The following is a 17,436-nucleotide window of genomic DNA, read 5'->3' as shown; positions in this document are numbered from 1 at the left end:
TTTTTTCAAGGTATCACAAAACTGTCACAAACCGCAGCCGGTCAGCATTCGCCACTTGATAGCCTCGCGGAGGCGGGCACGGGTCAAACGCGTGTTCGCGCCAGCTTCGTATGCTTCATGGCGGGGGCCGGCAGGACTCAGGCAAGCCCGTCGCGAGGCAGGAAGGCTTCGGGGGCGGGCGTGGCAGCCTGCCGGAGACTGCGGGCGGCGCGGGTTCGCAACCAGCGACGGAACAGGCTGCGGTCGTTGCTGCCCGGCCCCAGCTCCAGTGCATGGGCGACCAGGTCACGGGCGGACTCCGGCAGGCCCTCATAACCTTCGCGGTAGATGATGTCCTTGATGGCCCGGTTTTCCATCCGGCCCTGGGCCTGGCGGTGCATGCGCCGCCAGTGGGTGCGCAGGTCGCGGGGCGACCACGGGGCGAGGCGCTCGCCCTGCCAGGTGGCCTGGGGTACGGGGATGATGCGCTGCTTGTCCCAGCGGTTCACGCACGGGTCAAGGTCGTGACAGACCCACGAGCCGATCAGCCCGTCGCCCCGGTACAGGCCCCACGGCTGGAACAGGCCGCGCGCCACCAAACGCTCGACAAACTCGCCCCGCAACGCATGCAGTCCGCCCAGGATGCCGCCGTGGCGCATGACGAAATCGCGCATCTGCACCGCCCCGGCGTGCGCGCCGGCAGGCATGCCCGTGGCGGCCGTTTGTGCCGCGGGCGCCGCCTCACAATGCTCGCGCAGGACACCCAGACCCACCGTATCGGGGACCACATAGCCATCCACAAACAGGTGCCAGCGGGCCTCGGGTCGCAGGCCGTGGATGTACTGATTCCAGGCATTGGCCTTGTCTCCCAGGGCGATCTCCACCACCCGGGCCGGATGCCGCCAGCCTCCAAGGGCCTCCTGCGCGGCGCTGGCCGTTGCGGGTGCCGGCCCATTCACCACAACCGTTAGTTCCACCGCTGGCCAGGTGCTGGTGGTCTGCTGCAGGGCTGATAGACAATCCCGGATACGCGCACCCTCACGGCTGGCGAATACGCAGATGGACCAGCCCACCGAACGCCGCGAACCAACCCGGGCCTGGCGTTCCAGTAAATGGCGATAAGGGGTGGGCTCCATGGCTTGCGGGCAGTATGGGTTCGAGACAGACGTCAGAGTAGCAGGATTGTGGCTGCGCCCCGCAGGCAACGGATAACAGGGCCGCCATACGGGCACACGAATAGTGGAGGGATACAACATGGTCGACCGACTTTTGAGGCCGGGGGCACGCAGCGGCCTGGGTGTGCTGCTGTTGGGGACACTCCTGGTGGCCTGGGGGACCGCCACGGCCGAATCGCGCGCAGTGGCCAATACGCAGCAGCTGGAGCAGGCCCTGAATCAGGCAGAGCCCGGCGATGTGATCGAGCTGCACCCGGGCGACTACCGCCTGAACGGACGGATCAACCTGCGCTCGGCCGGTACCGCGGCGGAACCCATTGTTCTGCGCGCACGCATCCCGGGTACGGCGGTGATCCACTCGCGCCAGACCACTGCGATCAAGCTGTTTGCCCCCCACTGGGAAATCCGCGACCTGGACTTTCGCGGGGATCGCGGCGCCAACCACGCCCTGCATATCGTGCGCGAGGCCGATCATGTGGTAGTTGCAGGCAACCGCTTTCGCAACTTTCACGCGGCGATCAAGGCCAACGGTGAGGGCGACCCGCGGCGCTTCCCGGACCATGTGCAGATTCGGCGCAACGTATTCGTGAACGATGCTATCCACACTACGCGCTGGCCGGTGGTCGCCATCGACATCGTTGGCGGGCAGGGCTGGCGCATCGAGCAAAACTTTATTGCCGACATCGCCCAGGGTTCCCCGGGCCGGCACGGGTCACCAGGCTTTGTGAAGGGCGGTGCAGTCGATGCCCTGTTCGATCGCAACCTGGTGATCTGCGAATGGCGCCACACGGGCGAGCGCCGCATTGGGTTGTCGCTGGGCGGTGGCGGCACCAGCCCGGGCGTGCTGGACCGGCGGGCCATTGGCGACTGCGAAACCTGCCCCGAAAGCGTAAACAGTCGGATGACCAACAACATCATCCTGAACTGTCCGCAGGAACCGGGGCTTTACCTCAATCGAGCCGAGGGCGCCCTGGTCGCCAACAATACGGTCTTCAATGCCTATGGCATCCAGGGGCGATTCCCGGAGACACATGCAACGGTGGTGGACAACCTGATCACCGGTACCATCTGGGCACGCGATGACGCCGAGCTGGAGACCGAAGGCAACATTGCCACCGGATGGCTGGACAGCGCTGCGTATGTGCCGAGCCTGCGCGACGAATTGACCCGGCGCATCAGCTATTACCAGGAGCGTTACCCCAGCTGGATCCCCGAACGCGTTGCGCGCTGGACCCGCGCGACGGTGGCGGGCACGGCCGACTGGGCACACGACAGCTTCCTGGGGCAACGCCATGGGCCGATGGAACGCTGGCTCCTGGCGCCGGGGCTGGGCGACCTGCGTCTGAACGATCCGGATGCCCGCCCGCTGGGTGCGGGCTCGGAACCACCCCGAGTCGAGCACGACTTCTGCGGGCAACCTCGCCAGGGCCGCGCCGACGTGGGCGCCATCCAGTACTCCGCCGGCACCTGCCACCTGCCGACCGAGCTGGAACGCCGCCACGGCCGCCTGTTCAGCGACCTGTAGAACTGTGAAGGGCTTTTCTCACCACCGAAGGCCCGAAGATCACGCGGAAATGCCCGGGAGCCTGTCGGGTTTGGGCGAGCGTGGCGGGAGAGCGAGGGCCTTTGTTCGGCCACTCGAAGCGCATAGTGGGGCTATCAGGCCTGCTCGGGAGAACCGGAGTCCGGCTCGACAAGCCGGATCTCCCACTGCCGGGTTATGCCCTGACGCGGCCAGGATGCCGGTGGATCCGCGTGGGTGGCGGCAGGACCAAGCGCAGAAAGGCTCGGGGCGCCGACCGACGCCGAATCCTGTAGCAGGCGCCGACTCCCTGCGGCGTTGAGCCAGCGGGAATCTGGCTCGCAGGGGGGCGGATGCAGGCGCAGCAGGTAACGCAAGGTACCTTCCGAATCGTCGATCTCCAGTCGGGCGGCCCACTGATGCCCCGGGAGGGTCGGCGGACGTACGCCTTGCTGACGGCCGAGATGGCCGCCGAGGAGGCGCCAGTCCAGGGTGGCACGCAGACGATCCCCGAATGTGCGTTCCGGGGCGCGGGTCAGGCGAACCGGGCTTCCAGAACCTGTAAGCACAACCCCCGCATCGACGGCCTCCATCGTGACGGCATCAAGCCGAGTCATGCCGAACAACGCACCCGCTGACTCCACGATAGGTGTACCGCCCGCACGCTCCGGATGTTTCTTGAGGGACTCCGCACTGATCCGAGCCGGTGGCGCCACGACGGGGCGGCCGTCTACCTCCAGATGGAACGGGCACACGGCCGCCTGACGCAGGTCCACCATCGAGCGGCCAAATCCCTGGACCGCCTGGCCGCGCGTCGAGATCTGCGCGTCCACGCGTTCGCCCCGAAACCGCAGCAGACCGGCCTCGCGGTCTTCGTGGATGCCCTGCTCCGGATTCCATGCGGGCGTCCAGTCCGGCAGAGAGGTTCCTGTGAGCCAGGGATGGCCGTTCAGGGTTGTAGATAGCAGGCCGGCGAACCAGGCGTTGTACACGCTGAGGAACATGTAGCCATCCCACCCGGCCGCTTCACCGCAGCCGCCCCCAGGCGTCAGCCACAGGAGGCCATCGTCGCGACGCTGGCGCTCAAGGCGCTGGCGAATGTTGCGGGCGACACGAAGCACCTCCTGCGCCGCATCCGGCCGCAACGCACCAGGGCGCTGCAGCAGTCCATGCAGGACCGTGAGCAGGCAGGCATCACCAAACAGGGCATGATTGCTGCGCCCGAAACCGCCGCAGTAGCCGGCATCGGTCAGGAACAGGCGCAGCCAGTCGAGGCCGCGTATCAAGGCCCGCTCCAGTTCAGGGTCGGGGCCGCGGCCCAGTGCAAGGTGCAGACACAGCAGATATTTCAGGTGGTAGGCAACCGGTGTCGCAATCCCGCGCTCCGCATTCGGCCGCCGCGGGAAGTCGATGAAACCTCCCTCGTGGGTCGTCCAGCGCCGCACCTGGGCCCGCAAGCGGCGTCGCTCCCACGCCAGCCGTCGCGGGCTTTCCGCCTCGCGTACGCGCAGCGCCTGCGCCAGCAAGCCCCAGTTGTTCGAGGGATAACGCGACCGCAGTGGACAATGCTCGTGGCGCCCGGCGACCGCCGAGTGATGCTCGGTGTCCTCCATCTGGGCCATCAACCCAAGCCCCAGACGGTTGAAGGGCTCGTGCCCGCGATGCTTCGCCGGGATGCTCGCCCAATGATCGAGAACCTCAGTGGCGACGTCTCGCTCGCAGGACGAATGCAGCGCCAGCGCCAGAAAGACCGGCGCGTAGTGATCGCGCGGCGTGGTCGCATTCTGACAGGCATCCACGAGCGCCCCGTCCGCTTCTACCCGCGCCAGCAGCCCGACACGCACATCCGACACCAACGCGGCGAGCAGCGCCCGTTCCTCTGCGCTTTTGTCGCTCCGGTCAGTTTCCCCTTGCGTCAATGGATGGCCTCTCGCTATTGCCCCGGGAACATGGATGCCTGCATCACCGGGCAGGCTGGCGGTGGGCCGCGTTCAACGCCTCGACGAGGACCGGGATGCGTGCCTCCCAGCGGTTGTCGCGGGCGTAGTCCCGGATGGCGTCGTGGTCCCAGTCGGTCTCCAGCGCATCCGTAATGGCCTCGCGCAGTGCCTCCCCGTCCCCGAGTTCGACCAGACGGCCCAGCCAGTCCGAGTGGATGACCTCCGGGTTGCCGCCAACCCGCGTGGTGACCGTAGGCAGGCCGCAGGCAGCGGCCTCCAGGAAGACGTTGGCCCAACCCTCGAAGCGGGTGGCCAGCACGAAGACATCGGCTGCGGAGTAGTAGAACCGCAGGCGGTCGGGTGGCGCGGCGCCGGTGAAGTGCACGCGGTCCTGTACGCCCTGTTCCCGCGCCAGGCCTTCGAGCCAGGCCTGGCCATTACCATCCGGCCCGCCCCCACCGACGCAGAGGTAATGGAGGTCGGGGAAACGTCGTAACAACGCCGGCAGTTGTTCGATCACACGGTGGAAGCCCTTGCGCTCGTTGAGCCCGCCGACAGTGATCAGGACCCTGGCAACCACCGGAAGGCCGAGGTCCTGGCGGCAGGTCGTCCGGTCCTCGGGGTGGAAGTAGTCCAGGTTGATGCCATTGGGCATCACCTGCACCTGGTCTTCCCGCACGCCCATGCCCAGGGCGATGCGCCGCAGGTCGCCGGAAACGGAGAACACGCGGGCGGCGGCGTGCATGGCACGAGCGGACATACGGCGCTCCAGCCGGGTGCGCGATATGCGCAGGATCGTCCCGCGCAGGGTGATGGTATGGGTCAGACCCAGCCAGCGCCCGAGCAACCAGGCGGCGACCCCGTCCGGGTAGATGAAGTGGGCATCGATGCCGGTCACACCCTGCTCCCGTTTGAGCCGCCGCACCAGCCGCAGCAGGCTGACGGCGAGAAACGGACCGTCGGTCCACTTCATAATGCCGGGGATGCAAAGGAACCGAGGGTGATAGACGTCGACCCCGTCCTGTACCTCGTGGTACGGCACCGGAGGCCGGTAGTGCGGATTCCAGAAGCGGCGGATCAGCCCCTGGCCGGGAAACCAGGCGACCGGGGCCACCACAACCAGCGGGATGTGCTGAGCAACGCGGAACATGCGCTCGCGCACGAACAGCCCGTAGGTGGGCTGCACAGCATTCGGGAACACCCGCGACAGAACGAGAAGCTTCATGCCGTATCCCGTGCCGTTGCATCCGACGGGCAGACACTGGCGATCACGTGGCGCGCATTCGCCTGCCAGGTATAGCCACCCTCCTCCACCAGCGCCGCGGCCCGGCGGCCCAGCCGGATCCGGGCCGCATCGTCCGCCAGCAGGTTGCTCAGGCGTTCGGCCAGGGCGTCCCAGTCGCGCGCGGGGAACAGCAGGGCACTGCGGTCATGATCCACGACTTCGCGGATGTTGGGCTTGTCCGGCGCGACCACGGCGCGGCCCAGTGCCAGGTATTCGAACAGCTTGATGGGGGAGGCATAGTCGGTGACATCCGGCTGCACGGCGATATCCAGTGCGGCAATGTGGGCCGGGATAGCATCGCGCTCCACCGCGCCGGTGAAGTGGATGCGTTCGACAAGGTCCAGATCCGCCGCCAGCTTCCGCAGCCCGGGAAGAGCGGGACCGTCTCCCACGATGAGCAGGTGCAGATCGGGATATGCCGGTGCCAGCGCCGCGCAGGCGTGGATCAGTCCGTCCACGCCGTGCCAGGGCCGAATCCACCCGACAAAACCCACCACGCGTGCCTGCGCAGGCACGTAGCGCTGACGCACGGAATGACCGTCCACCTGCGGGTTGAAGCGGGCCCCGTCCACACCGTTGGGCATTACCATCAGGCGCTCACGCGGGACGCCGCGCGCGGCAAAGATATCCGCCATGGCCTGGGTGACCACGATGGTTCGCGTGGCACGGCGGCAGAGCCAGTCTTCGATGCGCTGCGCCAGCCGCCGCAATACCAGATCCCCGTGCGTCTGCAGCTCGAGGCTGAGCGGGGCGTTCACCTCCAGCACCAGGGGGCGCCGCGTCAGCCAGGCCACCAGACGCCCGGCAAAACTGAACAGACTGTAGCGCTCGTAGATGAACGCCGGCCGGTGGCGCAGTACCGCCCACAACAACAGCACGAATGCCGGGCCGTTGTAGGCCAGTGATAACAGTTCGTAGAACCAGAACGGGATGGGCACACCCTTCAACGTGGGCCTTGCGTCCCTGTCGTCGGCATCGGCGCCGGCAGGTGTCGCAGCGGGGCTGGCCTCGGCCCGGCGCTGCAGCGGCGCCACCATGTGCACCTCGTGGCCCAGCTCGCGGAAGGCCGTGCAAAGGGCCCGGATATGGATGCCCTGGGCGTCCTCGCCCCGCGTGCGGTGGTGGTAGAGGATCTTCATGTATCCAGCGCCTCGCTTTCGACCCAGCGATACTTGCCCGACGGCGACGGCGCGATGTGGTCCACCAGCTGCAGACGTACCGGGACCTCGGCATGCAGAATACGGTGCATCCCTGCGGTGACCGTGCGAGTCTGCGCATCGCCCCAGGCCCCGTTGGCGATCACCTCGATATCGAGAGAGAGGTCCGCACGCTGCACCAGGCGGTACTGGGCCACCTGCGGCAACTCGCGCATCACGTAGTTGGCGGCCGAGCCATGGACCCGCCGGCCCTCGGCACCCACCAGGAAGTCATTGCGCCGCCCTTCCAGGCGATCGAGTGTCGGCAACGACGAGCCGCAGGGGCAGGTACCGGCCGTACCCAGCCGGCCGCGGTCGCCCACGCGATAGCGCACGAACGGCATGGCATACCCGTCAAGGTTGGTGACAAGCAGATCGCCGATGCCATCCGCGTCCGGCTGGTCGACCTCCACGTGCACATGTTCACTAGCGATGTGCAGGCGGCCATGCGGGCATTCGTGCGCGATAAGGCCGGCATCACGCGAGCCGTATTCGTTGGCGACCGGGCATTGCAGGATCTCGGCGATGGTAGCGCGCACCTGGGGGTAGAGCATCTCGGAGGTACACACCACGGCCTGCGGCCGCCAGCCGCGGGCGAGCTGCGGATGCTCGCGCAGGGTCTGCGCCACACGCACGATCACCGTAGGATAACCGTACACCAGCCGCGGCCGGAAGCGCCCGAGGAAGGCCGCGTAGGCCTGCAGGCGTTCGGCGGTCAGATCATGGGCCGAGAGCACCACCTGGTTGAGGAAGTAGCGATCCTTGATCACACGCAGGCGCGAGGCCTTGTCGAGCTCGATCGGAGAACCCCAGAAATCCACCTGACGATCGCCCGGCCGGATACCGAACCAGCCGCGAAAGCGCAGCTTCTGGGCATTGTGGCGCGCTTCCTTGATGCGATCACTCCAGAACACCAGTGGGCGTCCGGTGGAGCCACCCGTGCTGGAGGGCAGCAGCGGACCGGCAGCGTTGTCGGCCAGCAGCTCGCGGCCGCGCGCGCGCACCGTGTCGCGCTCGAGGACTGGAAAGGCCTCCAGATCGGGAACCCGCCCCGCCAGCGCCTCGCGATACCAGGGAACATGCGCCGCGCAATGCGCCAGCAAGGCATCCAGCCGGGCCTGATGGTATTGCCGAAGATCCGCGGCCCCGGCACGTTCGCGCTGCTGCAGGGCCCGCAGATGCGCGGCCGTCTCGCGCCCGCGCAGGCGCTCGTGTAACGGCCAGAATACCCGCCCCGCCAGCCATTGCGGCATGCGCAACGGCCAGTCCGGCTGCGGCAGGAGCGGGGCTGCGGAAACAGCGGACGCGCGGGTTGCGGAGGCAGGCTTCGGCATGGGGGGGGTCAGATATCCGTGGCGGCCACGTCAACGCGCTGGCGCAGGAACGACTCGAACATCATCAGCGCCCAGAGCGTACGCGAATGGTCGGAACGCGCCGACTGATGCTCGGCGACGAGACGGGCCAGGCGGTCGGGGTCGAACCAGCCCGAGTCGGCCAGACGTTCTCCGCACACCGCATCGCGCAGGGAATCCGCCAGCGGGCCCCGGAACCAGTCGGCGATGGGCATCACGAACCCCTGCTTGCGGCGGTACAGCACCTCGTGCGGGAGGTCCGGCTCGAACGCGCGCTTGAGCAGATACTTGCCCTCTCCCCGGTGCAGCCGCAGATCCGCCGGAACCCGGGCGGCCCACTCGACAAAATGATGGTCCAGTAGCGGTACGCGCACCTCCAGGCCGTGGGCCATGCTGGCGCGATCGACCTTCGTGAGGATATCGCCCGGCAACCAGGTCTTCATGTCGAGGTACTGGACGAAATCCAGCGGTTCCTCCTGCGCGGCGTTTTGCGCATGCGTCTGCAGGACCTCGCGGGCATGATAGCCCTGCAGATCGGTGCGCATGCGGTGGCTGAACAGTCGCGCCCGGCTGGCGTCGTCGACCACCGCCACACTGCGCAGGTAGCCCTCGACCGCGTCACGTGCCAGGGCCTGGAAGGTCGCCTTGGCACGCAGCGGCCGCGGGGCCCAGTCCGCCTTGGGGTATAGCGCCGCCAGCGCGCCAAAAAGCGGGCGCCGCAGCCCGCCCGGCAGGCGTGCACGCAGGTGTTCTTCCTGGCGAAAACCGCGATAGCGCCGGTAACCCGCCAGGGTCTCGTCCCCGCCATCACCCGACAGGGCGACCGTGACGTGCTGCCGGGTCAGGCGCGAGAGCTCGTAGGTGGGCAGCGCCGAGCTGTCGGCAAACGGCTCATCGTAGATGCAGGCCAGGGGGTCAATCAGACGCAGGCGATCGGCGTCTACCTGATCCAGAAAATGGCGGGCACCGAAACGCTCGGCGACGGCACGGGCATGATCGCTCTCGTTGAAACGCGGATCACCGAAGCCGATCGAGCAGGCATTGACCGGGGCATCCGACAGCCCGCTCATGGTGGCCACCACCGCGCTCGAATCTACCCCACCGGACAGGAAGGCACCCAGTGGCACCTCGGACACCATACGCATCTCCACCGCTTCGGTGAGACGGGCGCGCAACTCGTCGGTTGCGCTGTCCGCCGTCAGCGCGCGGGCATCCCCGAAGTGCACGTCCCAGTAGGCACGGGGACGGACTTCGCGCTGTCCGGGCTGCAGCGTCAGGGTGTGCCCGGGCGGCAGTTTGTGCACGTGACGGAAGATACTGCGCGGGTCGGGGACATAACCAAAGGCGAAGTAATCCTCGACTGCGGCCGGGTCCAGGTCACGCGACAGTTCCGGGCAGACAAGCAGCGACTTGATCTCGGAGGCGAACAACCAGCGCCCGTCCGGCAGGCGGGCATAGTGCAGCGGCTTGATACCGAGACGATCGCGCGCCAGGAAGAGGGTCTGCTGGCGACGGTCCCATACCGCAAAGGCGAACATGCCGCGGAAACGTTCCACACAGGCCTCGCCCCATTCCTCCCAGGCGTGGACGATCACCTCGGTATCGCAATGAGTGCGAAAGGCGTAGCCGCGTGCACGCAGCTCCTGCGCCAGCTCGGGAAAGTTGTAGATCTCGCCGTTATAAACCGTCACGACCGTACCGGCCGCATTGGCAAGCGGCTGCTGTCCTCCGGCAAGATCAATGATCGAAAGGCGCCGGTGCGCCAGGGCGACGCCCGGCTCCAGGTGGCTACCCGCTTCGTCCGGCCCCCGATGGGACTGCACAGCATTCATGCGCTGCAACAATCCGCGATCGGGCGTAGCACTGGCATGGGGTGCGAGAATACCGGCTAATCCGCACATGGCTAGTGACTCCGGCGGGCAGGATCACGCTCGGGCATCGGATACCCCAGCAATTCCTGATAAAGCCCGGCATAGGCATCGACCATGCGCGCCAGGCCAAAGGTCCGGACCGCGCGCTCGCGTGCGGCAAGGCCCTCGCGCCGGACCCGCTCGCGATCGCCGGCGTAGTCCGCCAGCACCCGGGCCAGGGCCTCCGCATCGCCCGGCTCGACGAGCGTGCCGGTGATGCCATCCTCCACGAGTTCAGGCAGCCCGCCCACGTTCGACGCCACAACGGGGAGCCCCGAGGCCATCGCCTCGAGTACGGTCACGGGGATGCCTTCGGCCAGCGACGGCAATACGAACAGGTCGATGGCCCGCAATTGTTCCGGCATGTCGCTGCGATTTCCCGGCATCCAGGTACGGTCCGCGATCCCCAGCGCCCGGACCTGTTCGCGCAAGCGGTCCGACTCCGGGCCTGCGCCCAGCAACACCAGCCGCAGCTCGGGCGCCCCTGCGGGCAGACATTCGCACAACCGCGCGAATGCCGTCACCAGGGTCGCCTGGTCCTTGACCGGTGCCATACGCCCCACGGTACCAATCACGAAAGTGGGGCCTGCGGCCGGCGCTGTCGTCTCCGTGGGGTGGAAGCGTTCAGTATCCACACCGTTCACGATATGCCGGACGCGCGTCGGCGGGATCCCGGCGCTGTCGGTCAAATAACGAGCGAGATGCGCCGACACCGTGACATGCCGATGCACCCAGGGGCTTAACCAGCGCCGCAAATGCCGATATTTGGGGTTCGTGCCGTCAAGGTCCGCCATATCCCAGCCATGTTCGGCGTGGACGCGCGCCGGCACGCCACTCAGGGCCGCCACGGGCTGACACTCCAGCGCCGCCAGGTTGGAGCTGTGTACGACATCCGGCCGCAGCTGCCGTAACAACCGCCACAAACGCAGGAACATCCCCAACCCCAGCCCCGGTGACTTGTGCAGGGCATGGATGGAGACATCCTCCGGCAGCCGCACGCTGAAATCCGTGTAGTCCGCGATACAAATGATGACGTGCCGAAACCGATCACGTGGCAGGTTGCGAACCAGTTCGATCAGGATGTTCTCCAAGCCGCCCACATCCAGGCGATACACGATGTGTGCCACCAGAGGCCGGGAATCCTGCCCGTCCCGCACGGCGTAAACCGAAGCGGAAGACGCAGCGGTCACTGCGTGTACACCTGGTCCAGATGCTCGCGCAGGGTTGGCAACGTCCGCTCGGCGTAACGGCGCAACTCCGTCTCGACGCGATCGGGATTGCCATCATGTTCGGCGTAAAAGACCAGCAAGGCGGCATCGTCGCGCCCGCCCAGCAGTCGCTGCAGGGCCTCGCGCACCTTGACCTCATGGGGGCTGGTCGTAAGCGCACCACCGACCCAGTACAGACGCCACACCAGCAACTCGCGACCCGGACCCCGCAACCGGAAACGTTCGACCCGAACACCGTCGTCCAGGGTCAGCGATCCCAGACGGCGCTGCGACCAGTCCGAGCGATCACGCCCGGCCAGGGTATTGTCCCAGCCGACCATGCTGCCGTAGCGATGCTGCTGGCGGTAGTACGCGACGTGAGCACCTACGGCGACGCCCTCTGCCGAGGTCCGGGACACCCAGCCACCCCGTTCGGCCCGGGCATAGTGATAGCCGGGCCGCCAGTCCTCGAGCGTCTCGTCTGCCGGAGACTGCCATTCACCCACGGCAAAAGCACCATCCCCCAGGCCCGCCACCTGGCCGAGGTCGCGCTGGTTCATCCATTCGCTGTACGCCGGAGCGGCCGCGACAACCAGCACCCCCAGCAGGGTCGCCCGAGCCAGTCGGCCCAATCGCGGGGAGGAAGTCGCCGGCACCGGTGCATTCGGGTCGGCATGATCCGGTGCGGGCGGGTCATCCTCACGCCACAACGTGCCAATCCAGAACATCAGGAAGATCACCAGACCGAAGAAAATCCAGCCGTAGATGAGATGATCGACGCCCGCGGCATACTCCATTCCGCTCAAATGGCCGATCATCACGATCATGTAGGCGCGCAGGCCATTGGCGAGAATCGGCACCAGGATGGCCAGCGAGACAAAGACCAGGCGGCGCCACAGGCTGCGGTACATGATGTAGGCGTACAACGTACCCAGCGCGACCGATGCAATCAGGTAGCGCACGCCCGAACAGGCCTCCACCACCGACCAACTCCCGGTCGGTAGCTCGAACTGCAAGCCGTCGCGATAGATGGGGATGCCCGTCAGCTGGACCGCATAGACGGTGAAGTCGGCCGTGAAGTCCATCAGGGGCTCCACAAGGAAATTGCCAAATGGCACCGCGAACAGCAGATAGGCCAGAGGAAACTGCAGCACCCTCACAACCGCCGTACCCAGCGTCAGCCAGACCAGCGCCGGGATCATCAACGTAGCCGCGAACTGGCGCACGGAGGTGACATCCACCAGTTCCGCCATGACCCACGCCAGACCCAGCAGGGCCAGGGGAATCAGGGCGAGCTGGTTGGGTTCCGGGGCAAGCGCCACCAGTTCTCCCCGCTTGAGCCAGACGAGGAACAGGGCGATCGGTGCAATGAGGAATCCGTGCGTGAAGGTCTCGGACCGGCTCCAGGTTTCGACCATGGACAGATAGCTCGTCTGGAACAGCACCAGGGTCGCAGCCAGCAACAGGACCAGGGCGGCCAGGGGCCACCACCAGTTACGCGCGGGGAGCATGCCCCGGATCGCCGTTACACCATTCATGCCAGTTTCCCGTCAGACGCCGCCGCAGAGGCGGCAGGCTGCAAATAATCGTCCAGACGCGCAAGGTTGCGTGCCCAGTCATAGTCACGCTCCACGCGCTGGCGAGCACGTTGACCGCGCTCGCCGGGACCCTCGGCGAGGGCGCGCAACACCGCCCGGGCAAAGTGGTGCGGGTCCGTTTGAGCCTCGAGCACCTCGGATTCGCGCTTGACCGTGAGCCCCTCCAGGGCCTGGGGCGAGGCCACCACGGGGCGCGCCAGGGCCATCGCCTCCAGCACCTTGTTCTGCACGCCCCGCGCGATGCGCAGGGGCGCAACTGCCAGGTCGGCGTGACCGATCCAGGTGCGCATGTCCTCGACGAAACCGGTCACCGAGACGCCGGGCAGGCGCGCCAGTTCCGAGACGGCCGGTGTCGGGCGGCTGCCCACGATCGCGAACCGGGCGTTCGGGACCTCCGCGCGCACCAGCGGCAACACCTCGCGGGTAAACCAGACCACCGCATCCACATTGGGCCAGTAATCCATGACGCCGCTGAAGACGATGACCCGGCTGCCAGCGGGATACGGGTTGAATTCGGGCACATGCTCCGGGGCGAAGTAGGTGTGATCCACGCCATTGTTCAATGCGTGGACCCGGTCGGCCACACCCGGCGCCTGGTGACGAAAGGTTTCGGCCTCGGACGGCGATACGAACAGGCTGACGTCGCTTTCCCCTGCCACCTGACGCTCGTATGCGAGCAGGCGGCGCCCTTCGCGGCGATAGACCGCGCTCATCGGCCAGCGCCGTGTCGGAGCGTACTGGGTCCACTTGTCGGAGTCGACATCGACGAAATCCACCACGCGGGTTTGATCCTCGCCCGCCGGCAGATACTGGGCCATGGCCGAGGAGAAGGCCACGGTGCGGGTGACTGCATGCCGGCTCACGGTTGCGCGGACCCAGCGCTCCAGCACTCGATCGCGATACCACGGGACAGTCAGCGCCTGGCCCGTCAGGAAGCCGGTCAACGCGCGCAACTGGGCACGCCGCCGCGGCAGCGGTCGGGCACAGACCGTCGCGCAGATGCGTTCGAGCTCGGGCAGATACGCCGCATCGGCCGGGTCGTCGATGAACGTCCCCAGATGCACGCGATAATGCTGCGCCAGGTAGCGCAGGATGTGGTATGAACGGATCTTGTCGCCCTTGTTCGGCGGCCATGGGATCCGATGCACCAGATAGAGAAGATCATCCATTGAAGGGCCTGTATCACCCCAGAGAGCGCGAGAGCCTGGGGCCGAGCCAGTTGGCAACCGGCAGTGGCAGGCGCTTCCAGGCGGCGATGAAATAGCGGTATTTGGGGTTGAGCGGATTCACATTCGGCATCGCGTCGGCGCGCACCAGGTGGTACTCGTAATACAGGGGTTGGGGCTCAAAACCCCAGTTCTTCTTGAAGCTGTACGATCCGGTATCGAGCTTGCTGCGGCCGAAGTCGAACACCCGGCAACCATCCTCGCAGGCACGGCGCATCAATTCCCAGTAGAGAAAATCATAGCCAGCGACCTGGCGCGCCTCCGGCGTCCCGGCGCCGTAATAAGGCAGGACCTCATCGCGAAAATAGAAGGTCACTACGCTGGCCACCGGCTGGTCCCCGTGCATCGCGGTCAGGACGCGACAGTCGTCGCCAAAGACCTCCCGCAACGTCTCGAAGTAGCGTCGACTGAACACCGGTGTACCCAGGCGCCGCACATTGGCCGCGAAAATCGGGTAGAAACGCTCCAGGTCGGGATCGAACGTACTGGTCAGACCGGCCTTGATGCCCTTGCGGACCATGCGCCGCTGCTTCCGCGGGATCGCGTTCATGTTGGCTTCGACTTCCGGCGCCAATGCCTTGCGGAAGGTCACGTAAAGGTCCTTGGTCGGCCATTCGGGGTGCCGGGGCTCCAGATTGCGGTACTCGAGATAGTCGACCCGCAATTCCTCCGCGAGCGCGCAAGCCGCACGATCCAGCGCCGCGAAGGCCGCGGGGGAGTCGGCCAGAATGCCACCGTAGACCCCGAACGGGATGGACGCGAGGGAATCTCCGAACAGGCGCGACCGCACATGCACCAGCGGCAATACACCCCGAATCGCGCCGTCGGCCTCCGCCAGCAGAAAGTGCACCGCATGCCCGAACGCGCGCTGCATGACCGTCGCCCAGCCCGCACGGTGGAAGAAGGTTGCCTCGGGGCGCTGCTCGACAAAGGCATCCCAGCGTGCGTGATCGACAGCGGTAAGGCTGCGCACCTGCAGGCTGCTGGCATCCACTTGCGGGCTCGCCCCTTGTTCCTCAGGCGACGGATACACCGGCGCGATCCTCCGGCCGTCCAGCGTCTCCGGCCTGCGGGGCAAGCGCTTTGGCAAACACCTGATCCATCCGCTGCCAGCGGAAGTCCTGCAGCAGACGCTCCAGGCGTGCCTCCATACGATGCAGGTTCACGTAATGGCGGAACCGCGACTTGGCCGTAATGCCGGCGATGCGGGGCTGGAGCGGGTCGATCTCCCAGGGGTGAAAGTAGAACACCGCCGGAATGGCATCCACCCGTTCAATGCGCCGAAGCGCCCGGCGCGACAGTGCATAAGGAAGCAGACGGAAATACCCGCCACCGGCAGCCGGCAGATTGCGCCCCGCCACCCGCAGCGTCGCCGGCGGCAGTTCCAGGATGCCGCCTGGCAGCGGGCGATGAGGCTCGCGCGGCGCATCCGGCATCCCGTAATGGTCATGCCGTACCGGGTAAATGCTGGAACTGTACTCGTGACCTGTCTCCGCCAGGACCTCCAGCGCCCACAGGTTGCCCGCCCCGATGGAGAAGCTGGGGGCCCGATACCCGCGAATGGCAACACCCGCCAGGTCCTCCAGCTGACCACGGGCCCGGGTCACGTCTTCCCGAAAGGCCTTCGGGCTCAGATCGGTCACACGCTCATGGCCATAGCCGTGACTGGCCAATTCGTGGCCCGCCGCGACGATGCGGCGCACAACATGCGGATAACGCTCCGCAATCCAGCCCAGCGTAAAGAAGGTGGCCTTGGCGCCGCGGCGCTCGAACAGATCCAGGATACGGTCGATGTTGCGCTCGATCCGACACTCGCGGGTCTCCCATGAGTCGCGGGGGATCTGGGGCGCGAGCGCCGAGACCTGGAAGTAGTCTTCTACATCCACGGTCAGGGCATGCGTTACCGGTTGGGCATCGGGATGCATCATCAGCCTGCCGCGCCTAGCGCTCCCCCATCCCGGATTCGGACGACTGCTCCAGGTCGAACTGTTCGCGCACGGTCGCCAGGAGCTCCTGATTCAACCGGAAGTTGATCGAGATATTGCGTTCGATCCGCTGCAGGCGCTCGTGCAGGGCCTCGACGTCCTGTTCGACACGCATCAGCGCCAGGCGACTTTCGACCGCGGCATCGCTCGCCTCCGCCGCGATGCTGGCCACCGCGGCGTCTGACGACGAAGTCTGCCCGGGGTCGACATGGGCTGTGGCGGCGGTCGGCGACTGCCGGGTATCGTCTCCGAGGTCGGCCTCGATCTCGTCGATGACCACCTGCGCATGCGCCGCATCCAAGTGGGTGCGTTCTTCCATGTAGCCCATCAGGAGCAGACGATCACAAAAGGTGTTGACCTTGCGCGGGATCCCGCCAGTGTACTGATGGATGCGTTCCCAGATATCGTCGGCGAAGTCCGGCCGTTCCCCCCAGCCAACCCGATGCAAACGGTGCTCGACGTAGGCCCGGGTATCATCTGCATCCATCGGCCCCAGGTGGTAGGTCGCGATGACCCGCTGGCGCAACTGCTGCATGTTCTCGCTCTGGAGCACGCTCCGAAACTCCGGCTGGCCCAGGAGAAAGCTCTGCAGTAGCGGCCCGTCGATGCCCTGGAAGTTGGACAACATGCGCAGCTCCTCGACCGCGTCCGACCCGAGATTCTGCGCTTCGTCCACCACCAGCAAGGCGCGCTGACCTCGGGCGCGGATGTCCTTCAGGAATGTCTCCAGGCGCCGCAACTGGCCAGCCTTGTGATTGGGGGCGTCATCAAGCCCGAAGGCCAGGCAGACGGAACGCAGCAGATCCTGCGCGTCCAGCTGGGTGCTCACCAGCTGTGCAGCGACCAGCGGCTTGTCGTCCAGCATCTGGAACAGGCCACGCACCAGTGTGGTCTTGCCCGCTCCGACCTCACCGGTGATGACGATGAAGCCCTCCTCCATCTGCACCCCGTATTCGAGATACGCCATGGCACGGCTGTGGCCCTTGCTCGCGTAATAGAAACGCGGGTCCGGGCTGAGCGCGAACGGTCGCGCTGCCAGGCCGTAGAATTCCTCGTACAT

At 66.5% G+C, this 17,436-nt stretch carries 13 protein-coding genes; 1 reads left to right on the top strand and 12 read right to left on the bottom strand.

The genetic code is table 11. The features are described from left to right. Window positions 1–137 precede the first annotated feature (137 nt). The gene (locus G332_RS0104410) at window positions 138–1,115 is read right to left on the bottom strand and encodes a glycosyltransferase family 2 protein (protein ID WP_026340596.1); all 978 of its coding nucleotides are present in this window, start codon (window positions 1,113–1,115) and stop codon (window positions 138–140) included. A gap of 118 nt (window positions 1,116–1,233) precedes the next feature. On the opposite strand from G332_RS0104410, the gene G332_RS0104405 reads away from it, so the two are divergent. Next, on the top strand, window positions 1,234–2,679 hold the full coding sequence (locus G332_RS0104405; protein ID WP_019625785.1) for a chondroitinase-B domain-containing protein: 1,446 nt from the start codon (window positions 1,234–1,236) through the stop codon (window positions 2,677–2,679). A gap of 134 nt (window positions 2,680–2,813) precedes the next feature. Here the strand turns inward: G332_RS0104405 and G332_RS0104400 are convergent, their stop codons facing one another. The 11 genes from G332_RS0104400 to G332_RS0104350 all read right to left on the bottom strand — a co-directional run bounded on the left by G332_RS0104400 (window position 2,814) and on the right by G332_RS0104350 (window position 17,436). Continuing rightward, window positions 2,814–4,595, bottom strand: a complete 1,782-nt coding sequence (locus G332_RS0104400; protein ID WP_231362874.1) for a hypothetical protein — start codon at window positions 4,593–4,595, stop codon at window positions 2,814–2,816. 43 nt (window positions 4,596–4,638) lie between these two features. Continuing rightward, window positions 4,639–5,841, bottom strand: coding sequence for a glycosyltransferase (locus tag G332_RS0104395; RefSeq protein WP_019625783.1), 1,203 nt, complete (start codon window positions 5,839–5,841; stop codon window positions 4,639–4,641). Further along, window positions 5,838–7,040, bottom strand: a complete 1,203-nt coding sequence (locus G332_RS0104390; protein WP_019625782.1) for a glycosyltransferase family 4 protein — start codon at window positions 7,038–7,040, stop codon at window positions 5,838–5,840. The genes G332_RS0104395 and G332_RS0104390 overlap by 4 nt, the downstream gene beginning before the upstream one ends. Next, window positions 7,037–8,350: a hypothetical protein gene (locus G332_RS0104385; RefSeq protein WP_019625781.1), complete on the bottom strand. Its 1,314-nt coding sequence runs from the start codon at window positions 8,348–8,350 to the stop codon at window positions 7,037–7,039. Before G332_RS0104385 ends, G332_RS0104390 begins: the two co-directional genes overlap by 4 nt. Window positions 8,351–8,439: 89 nt before the next feature. After that, window positions 8,440–10,350, bottom strand: coding sequence for an XrtA/PEP-CTERM system amidotransferase (locus tag G332_RS0104380; protein ID WP_026340594.1), 1,911 nt, complete (start codon window positions 10,348–10,350; stop codon window positions 8,440–8,442). 2 nt (window positions 10,351–10,352) lie between these two features. Next, window positions 10,353–11,486 (bottom strand): TIGR03088 family PEP-CTERM/XrtA system glycosyltransferase, encoded by a 1,134-nt coding sequence (locus tag G332_RS12645; protein ID WP_019625779.1) that lies wholly within the window; start codon window positions 11,484–11,486, stop codon window positions 10,353–10,355. A 59-nt stretch (window positions 11,487–11,545) separates the two neighbouring features. Then, window positions 11,546–13,105 carry an exosortase A gene (gene xrtA / locus G332_RS0104370; RefSeq protein ID WP_019625778.1) on the bottom strand — a complete coding sequence of 520 codons (1,560 nt, stop codon included), beginning with the start codon at window positions 13,103–13,105 and terminating at the stop codon, window positions 11,546–11,548. Next, window positions 13,102–14,334 carry a TIGR03087 family PEP-CTERM/XrtA system glycosyltransferase gene (locus tag G332_RS0104365; RefSeq protein ID WP_019625777.1) on the bottom strand — a complete coding sequence of 411 codons (1,233 nt, stop codon included), beginning with the start codon at window positions 14,332–14,334 and terminating at the stop codon, window positions 13,102–13,104. Before G332_RS0104365 ends, xrtA begins: the two co-directional genes overlap by 4 nt. A gap of 13 nt (window positions 14,335–14,347) precedes the next feature. Next, a complete protein-coding gene (locus G332_RS0104360; RefSeq protein WP_019625776.1) occupies window positions 14,348–15,385 on the bottom strand; it encodes a FemAB family XrtA/PEP-CTERM system-associated protein in 1,038 nt (345 codons plus the stop codon). 22 nt (window positions 15,386–15,407) lie between these two features. After that, window positions 15,408–16,316 (bottom strand): XrtA system polysaccharide deacetylase, encoded by a 909-nt coding sequence (locus G332_RS0104355; RefSeq protein WP_026340591.1) that lies wholly within the window; start codon window positions 16,314–16,316, stop codon window positions 15,408–15,410. A gap of 16 nt (window positions 16,317–16,332) precedes the next feature. Then, the gene (locus G332_RS0104350) at window positions 16,333–17,436 is read right to left on the bottom strand and encodes an XrtA/PEP-CTERM system-associated ATPase (RefSeq protein ID WP_019625774.1); all 1,104 of its coding nucleotides are present in this window, start codon (window positions 17,434–17,436) and stop codon (window positions 16,333–16,335) included.

Origin of the sequence: Thioalkalivibrio sp. ALJT, assembly GCF_000381825.1 — a bacterium.
Lineage (GTDB): Bacteria > Pseudomonadota > Gammaproteobacteria > Ectothiorhodospirales > Ectothiorhodospiraceae > Thioalkalivibrio.
The sequence above is the reverse complement of the archived record's forward strand: the minus strand, read 5'-3'. Positions and strand labels throughout refer to the sequence as shown.

What these genes read in the sequence shown, in the direction of transcription:
- G332_RS0104410 (WP_026340596.1), bottom strand. Translation starts at nt 1,115, where the DNA reads ATGGAGCCCACCCCTTATCGCCATTTACTGGAACGCCAGGCCCGGGTT.
- G332_RS0104405 (WP_019625785.1), top strand. Translation starts at nt 1,234, where the DNA reads ATGGTCGACCGACTTTTGAGGCCGGGGGCACGCAGCGGCCTGGGTGTG.
- G332_RS0104395 (WP_019625783.1), bottom strand. Translation starts at nt 5,841, where the DNA reads ATGAAGCTTCTCGTTCTGTCGCGGGTGTTCCCGAATGCTGTGCAGCCC.
- G332_RS0104390 (WP_019625782.1), bottom strand. Translation starts at nt 7,040, where the DNA reads ATGAAGATCCTCTACCACCACCGCACGCGGGGCGAGGACGCCCAGGGC.
- G332_RS0104385 (WP_019625781.1), bottom strand. Translation starts at nt 8,350, where the DNA reads ATGCCGCAATGGCTGGCGGGGCGGGTATTCTGGCCGTTACACGAGCGC.
- G332_RS0104380 (WP_026340594.1), bottom strand. Translation starts at nt 10,350, where the DNA reads ATGTGCGGATTAGCCGGTATTCTCGCACCCCATGCCAGTGCTACGCCC.
- xrtA (WP_019625778.1), bottom strand. Translation starts at nt 13,105, where the DNA reads ATGAATGGTGTAACGGCGATCCGGGGCATGCTCCCCGCGCGTAACTGG.
- G332_RS0104365 (WP_019625777.1), bottom strand. Translation starts at nt 14,334, where the DNA reads ATGGATGATCTTCTCTATCTGGTGCATCGGATCCCATGGCCGCCGAAC.
- G332_RS0104355 (WP_026340591.1), bottom strand. Translation starts at nt 16,316, where the DNA reads ATGCATCCCGATGCCCAACCGGTAACGCATGCCCTGACCGTGGATGTA.
- G332_RS0104350 (WP_019625774.1), bottom strand. Translation starts at nt 17,436, where the DNA reads ATGTACGAGGAATTCTACGGCCTGGCAGCGCGACCGTTCGCGCTCAGC.